The organism is Simonsiella muelleri ATCC 29453, from assembly GCF_002951835.1.
In the GTDB taxonomy this organism is placed as follows: Bacteria; Pseudomonadota; Gammaproteobacteria; order Burkholderiales; family Neisseriaceae; genus Simonsiella; species Simonsiella muelleri.
The window spans coordinates 1,168,707-1,183,218 of sequence record NZ_CP019448.1 but is presented as its reverse complement, the minus strand read 5'-3'; the positions used below and the strand labels follow the sequence as shown (position 1 = coordinate 1,183,218).

General features: G+C 44.1%; 8 protein-coding genes. 6 read left to right on the top strand and 2 right to left on the bottom strand.

Annotated elements, in window-relative coordinates:
* Positions 1-2: 2 nt before the first annotated feature.
* Together BWP33_RS05740 and pyrE are read left to right on the top strand one after the other, a co-directional pair.
* A complete protein-coding gene (locus tag BWP33_RS05740; RefSeq protein ID WP_002641938.1) occupies positions 3-395 on the top strand; it encodes a hypothetical protein in 393 nt (130 codons plus the stop codon).
* Positions 396-539: 144 nt separating this feature from the next.
* Complete coding sequence (pyrE, locus tag BWP33_RS05735) at positions 540-1,187, top strand: orotate phosphoribosyltransferase (RefSeq protein ID WP_002641939.1); 648 nt, start codon at positions 540-542, stop codon at positions 1,185-1,187.
* A gap of 49 nt (positions 1,188-1,236) precedes the next feature.
* Here pyrE and BWP33_RS05730 read toward each other — a convergent pair whose 3' ends face one another.
* On the bottom strand, positions 1,237-2,214 hold the full coding sequence (locus BWP33_RS05730) for a hypothetical protein (RefSeq protein ID WP_002641940.1): 978 nt from the start codon (positions 2,212-2,214) through the stop codon (positions 1,237-1,239).
* Positions 2,215-2,330: 116 nt separating this feature from the next.
* A complete protein-coding gene (gene rpsT, locus BWP33_RS05725; protein ID WP_002641941.1) occupies positions 2,331-2,594 on the bottom strand; it encodes a 30S ribosomal protein S20 in 264 nt (87 codons plus the stop codon).
* Between the two features lie 341 nt (positions 2,595-2,935).
* Between rpsT and prmA the strand changes: the two genes are divergently transcribed.
* The 4 genes from prmA (at position 2,936) to BWP33_RS13305 (ending at position 14,244) form a co-directional block, all read left to right on the top strand.
* The gene (gene prmA / locus BWP33_RS05720) at positions 2,936-3,826 is read left to right on the top strand and encodes a 50S ribosomal protein L11 methyltransferase (protein WP_104930434.1); all 891 of its coding nucleotides are present in this window, start codon (positions 2,936-2,938) and stop codon (positions 3,824-3,826) included.
* Between the two features lie 21 nt (positions 3,827-3,847).
* Positions 3,848-4,567 (top strand): zinc-ribbon domain-containing protein, encoded by a 720-nt coding sequence (locus BWP33_RS05715; protein ID WP_002641943.1) that lies wholly within the window; start codon positions 3,848-3,850, stop codon positions 4,565-4,567.
* A 20-nt stretch (positions 4,568-4,587) separates the two neighbouring features.
* The gene (locus tag BWP33_RS05710; protein ID WP_104930331.1) at positions 4,588-5,148 is read left to right on the top strand and encodes an adenine phosphoribosyltransferase; all 561 of its coding nucleotides are present in this window, start codon (positions 4,588-4,590) and stop codon (positions 5,146-5,148) included.
* 213 nt (positions 5,149-5,361) lie between these two features.
* Positions 5,362-14,244: an Ig-like domain-containing protein gene (locus tag BWP33_RS13305; RefSeq protein WP_425319631.1), complete on the top strand. Its 8,883-nt coding sequence runs from the start codon at positions 5,362-5,364 to the stop codon at positions 14,242-14,244.
* Positions 14,245-14,512 lie beyond the last annotated feature (268 nt).

Genomic DNA, 14,512 nt, shown 5'->3' with positions numbered 1-14,512 from the left:
ACATGGCACAATATTTTGAAAAATTACTCAATAGCATTAATCAAGCAGGTTATCGGTTACCCGAAGCCAGTGTGTTTGCAGCGCTGGAGGAATTTAAATTACAATGTAATCAAGTTCTTGCATACAAGCATATGAGTTTACATTTTCGTCATTTCATTAAAGATGAAGCCAATCCCAATGATGATGGTGGTTACATTGCCTTACATGGTTTAGGAAATGTGTTTTTAGCGAATATTGCGTATTGGACGTATGATCACCCCTACCATACGTTCCCAATCACATTGCATTTTGATGATCACCATTTTTTGTGTCATACCGCTAATGATGTGGAAATTGCGCTGAATGCGCTATTAGACAGCAAGGTATTTGAACGCAGTTTGGCTTTAACTTCTTAAATCATGATAAAAAAATAATGGCGTTTGATGTGATGGTTGAATCGCAGCAAACGCCGACTTCATAAATTATACGATAATTCGTGCTGATTCTGCTTTCAGGCAGCCTGAACATCTTTTCTCCATGCAAAAATAAGGAAACCTCAAATGTCCCAATTCCGCCAAGATTTCTTACAATTCGCCCTACAACAAAATGTCTTAAAGTTCGGCGAATTCACCACGAAAGCAGGTCGTCAATCACCCTATTTTTTCAACGCAGGTTTATTCAATAACGGCGCGTCCACATTACAATTGGCGCGGTTCTACACGCAAGCGATTTTAGAAAGCAAAATAGAATTTGATATGCTGTTTGGACCTGCCTACAAAGGCATTATTCTTGCCGCAGCAACCGCAATGATGCTTGCCGAAAAAGGCGTAAACGTACCATTTGCCTACAATCGCAAAGAAGCCAAAGACCACGGCGAAGGTGGTACGCTGGTGGGTGCGCCATTACAAGGACGTGTGTTGATTATTGATGATGTGATTTCCGCAGGCACGTCGGTGCGCGAAAGCGTCAAATTGATTAAACAAGCAGGCGCAACACCTGCTGGTGTGGCAATTGCACTAGACCGCATGGAAAAAGGCACTGGCGAACTTTCAACCGTGCAAGAAGTGCAGCAACAATACGGTTTACCTGTGGTAGCGATTGCCAACTTATTGGATTTATTCACAATGTTAGAGCAAAACCGAAGCACAGATTTGGCACAATTTATTGAGCCCATGCAAGCGTATCGCACGAAATATGGCGTGATTTAAATTTTTCAGGCTGCATTTGAATACCAAATTCAAATGCAGCCTGAAAAATTTATTGGCTTAATAATTCTGCCAACACCCCCTGACCACGTCCCATCAAATTCAAGCCGTATTCAATTCGTAACGCCAACACATCAGCTTCCACCGACACATCAGACGGTGTTACTTTCTGCCCTTTCGCGTCCCAAGCTGCGCGAGAACTTTGCGAACCATCGTCTTCAATCTGCATCATGGTCGCCGAATTGGGATAATACAATGTGATTTTATTTTGCTTATTACCATCGGTTTCAATTTCAGCCATCAACACGCCATTTGGATAGAAAAAATACATCAACGCCGCTCCTTGACTCAATGACCGGTCGGGTTCTTCAGGTGCTGACGAATGATTGATGATTGGTTTGTTTATTTTTTTCAATGAGTTGACTGGCTTATTTTTTTTGACAATTGCCACAACAGGCTCAGACGCATTCACGGCACTGGCAGCCGATGCTGCAATGGGTGCATCTGTTTTTTTCGGTTTATCATTCAATAATTTAATATACGCAAACGGCTTATTGCGATGATAAAACCAAGACTCCCCCACCGCTTTACCGTTACGAAATTCAGACACTCGCGCCACAGAACCATCAGGTTGTAACCAAACTGTACGGCTATCACGAACCGCAGCACCATTAAAAATTTTCAATTGCGCATCTGCAACCGCCACAAACGGCAAAGTATATGGTTTGTCATTATCTTGATAAAAATCTTGTAAAACCAATCTATTATGTGGCGTTCTACCCAACACTTTGCGATAAAATCCGCCTTTTACGCCACTTTCCATCAATCGCCCTTGTGCATCAAAAAAGCGGATTCTACTATTGGGAATGGGTTCAAATCGCAATGCTTCTGACGAATTTTCTTTTAAAACTTGTTCCGCGCTCAAAGGTTCGACACGTGTACTTTTGGGGGCGATGGTGTTTTCTTCCACAGGTACTTCAAAGCAAGCCGCCAACACCAAACACAACAAAATAGGAAAAATTTTATTCATTATCATATAGTTATTAATTTTAAATTTTATTATTTTTCAGGCTGCCTGAAAGAAAAAACCTGTCGCCTTTTTTTGAGACAACAGGTTTACACTTAAATCAATAAGCAATTGCGAAATTAAGCCATTGCTTTAATTTTAGCAGACAAACGGCTTTTATGACGAGCTGCTTTATTTTTATGAAACACGCCTTTATCGGCGATGCGGTCTAAAATTTTGGTGTTTTCGCGGTAAGATGCTTGAGCAGCTGCTTTGTCGCCAGCTTCAACAGCTTTCAACACTTTTTTCACTGCGGTGCGAAATGCAGTACGCAAGCTAGCGTTGTGAGCGCGAGCTTTCAATGATTGACGGGCGCGTTTGCGTGCTTGTGCGCTATTTGCCATGTGATGACTCCTAAAGGAAACTAAATTTATAAAACACGCGATTTTAACCATGAGATAAGCAAATTGCAAGTTTTTCAATGAAAAACATATTGTCCCAATATTTTTCAGGCTGCCTGAAAACAAAATTATTTTGAATTTAAAAACATGGCGTATCGCCGCCATACCCATTCTTGTTCGCCCGTACGATGTTTGGCAACACCGGTGTTTTACTAAAATATATCTATGGCAGGCAGCCTGAAAATGATGTTTTACCACAAAATTCGCCCCCTACCCCACAATCCATTTTTAAGAAATGTCATTTGATGGTAAAATTATGTCTTTACTCTACGTTTTGCGTTCAAATGTCTTATTTACAAGCAAGTATTCCAGTTGCCGAAACCGTTGCTGAATTGTTGTCCGATGCTTTGATGGAAGTGGGAGCGTTGTCGGTGGCGATTGAAGATGCCTACGCTGGCACAACCGCCGAACAAGAAATTTTCGGCGAACCCGATATGCCACAACAACAATTGTGGCAACAAAGCCTTGTGGTCGCACTGTTTGACAATCAAACCGATGCAAGTTCATTGATTAATGAAGTTTTTCAACAACTTGATTTAAATATTGAAAATTATCAACTGGACACTTTAGAAGAGCAAGATTGGGTGCGTTTAACACAATCGCAGTTTGACCCAATTCAAATTTCCGAACGCTTGTGGATTACCCCAACTTGGCACGAAACGCCTGATGAAAATGCCGTGAATTTGCGCTTAGATCCTAGTTTGGCGTTTGGTACAGGCAGCCATCCCACCACACATTTGTGTTTACAATGGCTAGATTTGCATTTGCAAGGTGGCGAAAATGTGTTGGATTATGGTTGTGGTTCGGGCATTTTGGCAATTGCGGCGTTGAAATTGGGTGCAGGCAGCGCGACTGGCGTGGACATTGACCCACAAGCCATCATCGCTAGCCAAGACAATGCCACACAAAACCATGTTCAGGCAGCTTTTTATTTGCCTGACACGCTGCCTGAAGGTCAATTTGATGTGGTGGTGGCAAATATTCTTGCCAATCCGTTGCGGATGTTGGGTGAAATGTTGGCGGCACGTACTCGAATCGGCGGACAAATTGTGTTATCAGGCATTTTGGCAGAACAAGTTGATGAAATGAATCAAATTTATTCGCAATGGTTTGATATGAATACGGCGATAATTGAAAGCGGTTGGGCATGTCTCAATGGCACCAAACGCGCTTAATCTTTGCAAGGAACAAAATAAATGAGCATGATTAAAGTAAGCTGCCCAAGCTGCAAATCTGCATTGAAAATCGCAGAAGAAAAATTAATGGAAACTCAAGGGCGTGTGGTGTGCCATGAATGCCAACACATTTTCCGTTTGGTGAAAAAAAGCAAAAAAAATGCACCGCCTGCACAAACTTTACCTGCCAATGCCAAAAAAGCCAGCAAATCTCCATTTGATGATATTGGCGATGATGACCCGATTTTTCCTACCCATGGCTTTCCTAAAAAACCTCAAGCCAAATTGAAAAATAAAAAATCTAATAAAATAAAACCATTAGCGGATTTACCGCCTTTGCATTATCGCATTCCCAAAGCTGAAGCCAAAACGCCTTTTGCTGAAGTTAATCAGCAAAGTCCCGTTGCGTTTAATTTGCTTGATTACAAAACTGCTAATCAACAGATACCCCAAGTCAACATCAATCCAGTTTCAAATGAACCTATTGATTCTAAAAATAATATTACAATCAATACAGGAAGCTTAGTGTTCACGGTAATGGGCGATGGTCAGGCAAATGCAAACACATTACCCAGCGATGGCGCAAAATTCAACGAAATTCCCATGACCAATCAACAAGCCGTTGCCATGCTAGCAGCCGCTACCGGCACGCGCAATGATTTAAATTGGACCATTGCTGTGATTGCTGCGCTGATTATTTTGATTGTGCAACTATTTTATTTGGTGTTAATGCTGTCTTGATTTTCAATAGGAAAATAAATATGTTATACCACCCAGATTTAATGGGCGTTGATGCGCTAGCCGAAAAAATCCGCAAAATACCGAATTTTCCGCAAGAGGGTATTTTGTTTCATGACATTACGCCTGTATTGCAAAGCCCTGAATATTTTCGCTTATTAATTGATTTGCTAACTTACCGCTATATGGGGCAACAAATTGATGTGGTTACGGGTTTAGATGCACGTGGATTCATCATGGGTGCGGCGTTGGCGTATCAATTAAATGTCGGATTTGTGCCAATTCGCAAAAAAGGCAAATTACCATACGAAACCATCTCGCAAACCTACGCATTGGAATACGGCGAAGCCACTGTGGAAATCCACAAAGATGCCATCAAACCTGCATCACGTGTGCTGTTGGTTGATGATTTAGTGGCAACTGGTGGCACAATGCTCGCGGGGGTGGAATTGATTCGCCGTTCGGGTGGCAACATCGTGGAAGCTTGCGCAGTATTGGAATTTACCGATTTGGAAGGCGGCAAAAAAATTCGTGCCAATAATGTGCCATTGTTTACGTTGTTACAAAACGATGGTTCAATGTAATAAAATCTTTCAGGATAAAATCTTTCAGGCAGCCTGAAAAAAACTGGGGCAGAAAATTCATTTTTTCTGCCCTTATTTTCGGACTATTTTTCAATGCAACTTCCCTAAAAATAAGGAATTTGTGCTAAACTGTCAAATTGGTTTAACCATATTAAACAATATCCATACACTCAAGTTCTGTATTCAGCCAAACTTTTTTTGGAAGCCATAGCCATGTCTCAATATACACTTAACATTATTCATCAAAATCAAACAAAAACCATTCATTTAACCAGTAACCAAACCGTGAAGATTCCTGCACAAGCAGGCGCGCGTTACCAAATTTTAAATGAAAAGGGTGTACTGATTTATGAACCCAAAATGCAAGAAGTGGGTAATGATTTATGGTTATTTTTAGACAACGCAGACGATAAAATACCTGAAATTGTGTTAACAGGCTACGGCGATTTTTCACCCATTACCAACAGCCTGAATTTAATGCAAATGGATGCTACCTTGGCTCTCACCAACGCTCCAGCTGCCATGCCTCTAATGCCAACCAATGTTGTAACTGCCGTCCCAGAAACCACCGCGCAATTAGCAAGCGAAGTCAGCACAACTACGGCGGTGAGTACCTCGTCTACCAGTACAACCCAATCCGCCTCCAGTACAGCTTTAGCGACATCATCAAGCAAAATTTTGATGGGGGCGCTGGGTGCAGTGGCGTTAGCTGGCGTGACGGCTGCAGCAAGTGGTGGAGGCGGTAATAGCAGTAATAGCGGTAGCAGTAATAGTAGTAGCGGTGGTAACGATGCCCCAGCAGCGGCCCAGCCCACTCTAGATAAACCCAAAATTAGCAATGTCAAAATTACAAGCGACAACGTCATAAATGAAGCAGAAGCCACGCAAGAAGTAGCGGTTTCAGGCAGCGTGTCGGGTGCGCGTGATGGCGACAAAGTCAAAATTTATGTCGGCGACAAAGAAATTGGTTCGGGCGAAATTTTAGCCAATCAATTCAATGTGAATGTCAACGGCGCGGATTTGGCAAACGCAACCGACAAAAATGTGCGCGTTGATGTGATGGCAACCGATGACGCTGGCAATTCAGCAACTGGCAGCCTGAATCAGTCATACAGCGTGGTTACGCTGGCAACGCCGACCATCAGCAACGTCCACATTTCAGACGACAACAAAATCAACACGACTGAAGCCACACAAGAAGTAGCGGTTTCAGGCAGCGTGTCGGGTGCGCGTGATGGCGACAAAGTCAAAATTTATGTCGGCGACAAAGAAATTGGTTCGGGCGAAATTTTAGCCAATCAATTCAATGTGAATGTCAACGGCGCGGATTTGGCAAACGCAACCGACAAAAATGTGCGCGTTGATGTGATGGCAACCGATGACGCTGGCAATTCAGCAACTGGCAGCCTGAATCAGTCATACAGCGTGGTTACACTGGCAACGCCGACCATCAGCAACGTCCACATTTCAGACGACAACAAAATCAACACGACTGAAGCCACGCAAGAAGTAGCGGTTTCAGGCAGCGTGTCGGGTGCGCGTGATGGCGACAAAGTCAAAATTTATGTCGGCGACAAAGAAATTGGTTCGGGCGAAATTTTAGCCAATCAATTCAATGTGAATGTCAACGGCGCGGATTTGGCAAACGCAACCGACAAAAATGTGCGCGTTGATGTGATGGCAACCGATGACGCTGGCAATTCAGCAACTGGCAGCCTGAATCAGTCATACAGCGTGGTTACGCTGGCAACGCCGACCATCAGCAACGTCCACATTTCAGACGACAACAAAATCAACACGACTGAAGCCACACAAGAAGTAGCGGTTTCAGGCAGCGTGTCGGGTGCGCGTGATGGCGACAAAGTCAAAATTTATGTCGGCGACAAAGAAATTGGTTCGGGCGAAATTTTAGCCAATCAATTCAATGTGAATGTCAACGGCGCGGATTTGGCAAACGCAACCGACAAAAATGTGCGCGTTGATGTGATGGCAACCGATGACGCTGGCAATTCAGCAACTGGCAGCCTGAATCAGTCATACAGCGTGGTTACACTGGCAACGCCGACCATCAGCAACGTCCACATTTCAGACGACAACAAAATCAACACGACTGAAGCCACACAAGAAGTAGCGGTTTCAGGCAGCGTGTCGGGTGCGCGTGATGGCGACAAAGTCAAAATTTATGTCGGCGACAAAGAAATTGGTTCGGGCGAAATTTTAGCCAATCAATTCAATGTGAATGTGAACGGCGCGGATTTGGCAAACGCAACCGACAAAAATGTGCGCGTTGATGTGATGGCAACCGATGACGCTGGCAATTCAGCAACTGGCAGCCTGAATCAGGCATACAGCGTGGTTACACTGGCAACGCCGACCATCAGCAACGTCCACATTTCAGACGACAACAAAATCAACACGACTGAAGCCACACAAGAAGTAGCGGTTTCAGGCAGCGTGTCGGGTGCGCGTAATGGCGACAAAGTCAAAATTTATGTCGGCGACAAAGAAATTGGTTCGGGCGAAATTTTAGCCAATCAATTCAATGTGAATGTGAACGGCGCGGATTTGGCAAACGCAACCGACAAAAATGTGCGCGTTGATGTGATGGCAACCGATGACGCTGGCAATTCAGCAACTGGCAGCCTGAATCAGGCATACAGCGTGGTTACACTGGCAACGCCGACCATCAGCAACGTCCACATTTCAGACGACAACAAAATCAACACGACTGAAGCCACACAAGAAGTAGCGGTTTCAGGCAGCGTGTCGGGTGCGCGTGATGGCAACAAAGTCAAAATTTATGTCGGCGACAAAGAAATTGGTTCGGGCGAAATTTTAGCCAATCAATTCAATGTGAATGTCAACGGCGCGGATTTGGCAAACGCAACCGACAAAAATGTGCGCATTGATGTGATGGCAACCGATGACGCTGGCAATTCAGCAACTGGCACAAAAATTCAAGCTTATCAATTAGTTAAATTAAATCAACCCACCGTAACAATTACCGCAATTGCTGGCGATGATTTTGTATTGAGTTCTGCTGAGGCAGCTGCAAAAGTTGCTATTTCAGGCAACGTCTCACAAGCGCGTGATGGCGACAAAGTGCGCGTATTGTTGGACGGCGTAGAATTGGCAACGGGTGAAATTAATCAAAATAAATTTAATATTGAAGTAGATAGTGCAAAATTAGTTCAAGCGCAAAACAAAACCGTTGACGTAGAAATCGTGGCAACCGATGACGCTGGCAACAGCATGACCGTTACCGCCAACAAAACCTACGCATTGGATTCATTGGCTGCGCCACAAATTTCGTTGACAAAAATTGCCAACGATGACGTTTTAAATGAAAAAGAAGCTGCCGAAAAAGTGTTGATTTCAGGCAGCGTGTCGGGCGCAAAAACAGGCGATGTAGTACGCGTCTTGCTGGACGGCACGGAAATTGGCAAGGGTAAAGTAACGGCTGATGCGTTTAGCGTAGAAGTTGATGGCGCAACTTTGGCAGCAGCCAAAACCCCAAAATTAACCGTAGAAATCACAACAAAAGACAATTTGAATCAACAGATTACAGGAACAAAATCACTGGATTACACAGTGGCAACTTTGGCAACACCTGTGATTAGCAAAATAACAATTTCCGAAGACAATCAAATCAATACAATCGAAGCCACACAAGATGTAGTGGTTTCAGGCAACGTGTCTGGGGCGCGTGATGGCGACAAAGTCAAAATTTATGTCGGCAACAAAGAAATTGGCAAAGGCGAAGTTTCAAGCAACCAATTCAGTGTCAACGTCAAAGGCGCGGATTTGGCAGTGGCTACGGATAAATCTGTTCGCGTGGAAGTCATCGCAACAGACAAATTTGGCAACGAAAAATCCGCCAGCCAAACCCAAAATTACACCACCCCTACTTTGTCCGAACCCATCATTACCATCAACAGCGTGGCTGATGACAATAAATTGACCGCCAATGAAGCCACACAAGAAGTAGCGGTTTCGGGCAGCGTGTCGGGTGCGCGTGATGGCGACAAAGTCAAAATTTATGTCGGCGATAAAGAAATTGGTTCGGGCGAAATTTTAGCCAATCAATTCAATGTGAATGTGAACGGCGCGGATTTAAAAACCAACAGCCAAGTACGTGTAGAAGTCATTGCCACCGATGCCGCAGGCAACTCCGCAACAGGTTCACAAATTGGCAAATACGAAGTGGTAACACTTCCCGCGCCAGTGGTTACCGTGACCAGCGTGGCTGGCGATGACAACACCGTGAATTTGGCCGAATCACAAACGCAAGTACCTGTTACAGGCAGCGTGTCGGGTGCGCGTGATAAAGACGTGGTAAAAGTGTATCTGGGCGATAAAGAAATTGGCAAGGGCGAAGTGGCAGGCAACCAATTTACCGTAAATGTAAATGGCGCAGAATTAGCAACGGCTACCACTAAACAAATTCGCGTGGAAGTGATTGCTACCGATGAATTTGGTAGTCAAACTCCAGGCAGCAATACAGCCGATTACGCCGTACAAACCACTGTTGGACAAGCCACTTTAACCTTAGATGCCATTGCACAAGATGGCATCATTAACCGCGATGAAACCAATTCACAAATCATCACGGTTTCAGGCAGCGTGTCAGGAGTACCAACAGGCAGCGAAGTTACTTTCCAAATTGATGGCAACGATTATTACAAAACCACTAAAGTCGTCAATGGACACTTTAGCTTGGACATGAATACTTCTGATTTACTCAATGCCAATGTGAAAAGCCTTACCGCTACCGTCAATGGCAAAGACAATGTAGGCAACCCCATTACCGCCAGCAACAGCAAAACTTATGAAATCATCAACACCGCCAACACGGTTGAAGTGAAACTGAATCCGATTGCCACCGATGACATCATCAACGCAGCAGAATCGCAGCAAGATATTGAAATTTCAGGCAGTGTTACCGTTACCAAAGAAAATACCGCCATCGCCAGCACTGAAAAAGTGAATCTGGTCATTGGTTCGTATACACAAACGGTTGATGTGGTCAATGGCACATTCACGCAAAAAGTGCCCGCGTCCGTATTGTTGCAAGCCAACGATTTAAAAGTCCAAGCCACTGCCATCAGCACTGATGTGGCTGGTAACGTGGATTCAAGTACCACAAATCGTGCTTATACGGTTGATTTAGTTGCAGAAACGCCTGTTATTTCCATCAACAATATTACCCATGACAATATCATCAGCTCATCAGAATTGGGTTTAGCCAATATTCCAGTCGTGGGCAGCATCAGCAATACACAAGATGGCGACAAAGTAACCGTGACCATCGGCGATAAAGTGTATGAAAATATTTTGATTAAAAATCATGGATTCAGCTTAAATGTTGAACCCAGTGTTTTGACTGCCGCTGCCGCCAACAACAAAATTGTGATTGATGTGGCTGCCAGCGACAAGGCAGGCAATACCACTACCGCACATTATGAACACACTTACCAAGTCATTACCAGCATTGAACAACCTGTTTTGAATGTGAATTTGCCAGTATTCGGCGACAATATCATCAACAAAACCGAATCCACCACCCAACAAAAAATCACAGGTACAGTGGAAAATGCCCAAAATGGCGATTTGGTAGAAGCCTTGATTGGTACAGAAGTGATTGGCAAAACAGAAGTTTCTCAAGCCAAAACCTTTGAAATCACAGTGGACGGCGCAAAATTAGCACAAGCCGCCGACAGTACTGGCGCAGCTAAAGTGGAAATCCGTGTAACCAAACGTGATGCGTTGGGTAACCAATCAAGCAATAGCCAACTAATTGGTTATACAGTTGACATTGAAGCTCCTGAACCTAAAATTACCATCAACCCAGTTACACAGGACAATATCATTAATCGTGTCGAATCAACAGCAGCCCAGACTACGCTTTCAGGCAGCCTGAAAAATGTGCGCGAAGGCGATGATGTGGTGATTTATGTTGGCGCAAATAAATATTTTGGTACGGTTAAAAACAGTGGATTCAGTGTAGCTGTACCGACTTCGGTATTGGTCGCCCAAGTGCCGCCTCAATTCAGCGTAACCGTTACAGGTCGTGATGATGCTGGTAATTCGGCTGAATTGACTGCTAAACAGACTTATGAAATTAAAACCACACTCTCTCAACCCACCATTACCGTCAATCCGATTACTGAAGATAATGTATTGAATTTACAAGAATCCAATCAAACTTATACCAAAGTATCGGGGACAACCACTGGTGCGCGTGATAACGATGAAGTGATTTTGACCGTTGCTGGCAAAACATTCACTGGCAAAGTCGTGAACAACACTTATTCAATTGATGTACCTAACGCCGACTTGGTTACCCAAACCCAATTAACCGCTAAAGTTATTGCCACCGATACCGCAGGCAACCAAAGCACCAGCAATGAAGTTACGCATAATTATCAAGTAGATATTGAATTGAAGAAACCCGATATCACCGTAGATAATATTACAGGCGACAACATCATCAATTTGCAAGAAAGCAAAATGGAAGCCAAAGACATTGAAATTAAAGGTCATGCGACCAATACACGCGTCGGCGACACGGTTATTTTGCGAATCGGCGATACATCTTACCCAAGCACCATTTTGGCAAACGATGGCTCATTCTTATTCAAAGTATCGGGCAAAGAATTGGATCGCAGTCCTGCACAATTCACCGTAACCGTGAATAATTCCGATGACGCACAAAATACTTCAACCAATACTTATACTCACACTTATCAAGTGGTTAAGGATATTGCGCAACCAACCATTTCGCTCAACAGCATTACCGAAGACAATATCATTAACAAAAATGAATCCATGAATTCGGTAAACATCACAGGTACAACCACCAATGCTGTGGGCGGTACAGTAACGCTGACCATCGGTACAACCACACACACCACAACAGTACAAAATGATGGTTCGTTCACGTTTGAAAATATTTCAGGCAGCCTGTTAGCCAAAAATGCCACTGATACCGTCAATGGCAAAACAGGGCAAGTGGCAGTCAAAGTTGATGTGGACAATGCAGGCAATACCGCCACTGTAGAAACCACTCGCGATTACCAAGTCATCACCGAAATCACTACGCCAAGAATTACCATCGGAAAAGTTGGAGACGACAACAACATCAATGCCGATGAAGCCAAAGCTGGCGTAATGGTAAACATCACGGGTATGGTCGCCGATGCACGCGATGGCGATAAAGTAACCATCACTTTGGGCGGGAACAATGGTACTTTTGAAGGCAAATTGGTTGGCAATACCTACAATATTGCTGTACCAGGGGAATTATTAGCCCAAAATAGCACATACAGCGTTTTTGTGGATACTCAAGACGTGGCGGGCAATACAACAACCAGTGAAGAAGTATTCGCCAATTATGATGTGAATAATTACACCAGTACTCCAACCATTCAATTGGACACCGCACCCACCTTGAAAATGAATGATTTACAAGGCAATGTAACTTTCTCTGGGAAAGTCCATTACGATACATATGACACCAGCGACAGCAATGTACAAGTCAATGTCATCGCCAATGGCAAAACCCATGCTGCAACCGTATCGGGCAGGAATTGGACTGTTACTGTTGCAGGGTCAGAATTAAACGCGCATTGGGGTAGCAATGATATTTCTATCGTAGCCAATGTAACCGATAATTATGGTAACAAAGCTTCAGGCAGCCTGAATACCAGTTATCAAGCTCAATTGGCCGATGTGGTGTTTGATAAGGTTACAGAAGACAACATCATCGCCCGAACCGAATACGAACAAAACACCACCACTCGTGTAACAGGCACTGTCATTGGTGATTTTAAAGCTGGTGATATCGTGTCTATCTCGCTTGCTGGCACAACATACAAACAAGCCGTTCAAGCAGATGGTAAATTCAGTTTTGATTTACCAACTGATGACATGGTTGAGACAGGAACACGCCGTAAAACATTAAGCGACCGTACACTCACTGGCTCTTTAATTGCCCACACCGCAAATGGCGAAACCCAAACCGTCAACACAGAATTGAAGTATTTCGTGAAAATTTCTACCAATATGGAACTCCAATTGGACGATTTAACGGGTGATAACTATTTGAGTGCCGATGAATTAAAAGCTGAATACATTGAAGTTAAAGGTCAACTAGCATCTAGATTTGATGATAATGATTTGAAGATGGTACACACCATCACCACCACCATCAATGGACATACCTACACCACAAAAACCAATGGTATTACAGGCGATTTCACGTTCCAAATTGCCACCAAAGATTTGATTGGTGAACCCGTGTCGCAATATTCGCCAGCAGGTCAAAATATGCGTGCGCCGTATATTACCTTGTCCACTGGGCAAGATACTTACGGTAATCCATTAAAAAATATCGCATCTGCATTGGAATACCGTTTTGATGAAGCCGCTGCGGCTCGTCTGAAATCGGCTTACCAAGCACCACAATGGGAAACGCGTACATTAGACGATACCACGGCAATGGATACTTTATCCGCCACCGATGGGCAAACACATCATGAACATGAAAATGCCGATAACGTGTATCGCGCTGCGTCCAACACCAGCCAAACCGATACACAAGCGCATCAATATTATGTGCCAGACAGCAATGTACAAAACAGCGTTTATGCGGATTTGTCTGCAAAAACCACATCTACCGATGAATCAGCCACCGCATACACTTACGACATTCAACCCAATGCCAATACTGTGTACGCATACCACACCACCGCTGAATCGGATTATGAAGTAGTGGACGATGTGGCAGCTGATACCAAAGATGCAGTAAGCAGCAGCGAACCTGTGAACAGTACCGCAACATGGGAAACCATCAGCCAGCATGATTTAACCGAAACCACCACACAATCAACAGATGATACCCCAATTCATGATGACCATCAGTTGGATTATGAAGTGGTGGCGGATTCCTTACCCAATATGCTGACCGCCAACCCAACCCACACCGCAACTGACACTGCTAACTCTGCTCATCAGCCAACCTATGCGTATGCGTTAGATACCACAACAATACCGTTGTCAGATGAATTAGTTATCGTCCACCCTCTCATCTCATAGTGCTATAATTTTCAGGCTGCCTGAATCACTGGGCAGCCTGTTGTCGTCCCCCCTCTCATCTCGTAGTGCTATAATCCCAACCTTTGGCTTTTGCTACGTCCAACAGTTGTAGTTCCCCCTCTCATCTCGTAGTGCTATAATTCACTCACGCGCTCACGTATCTATCACTCAGTTGTAGTTCCCCCTCTCATCTCGTAGTGCTATAATTATCACGTTCACGCATCTATCACGTTCACGGTTGTAGTTCCCCCTCTCATCTCGTAGTGCT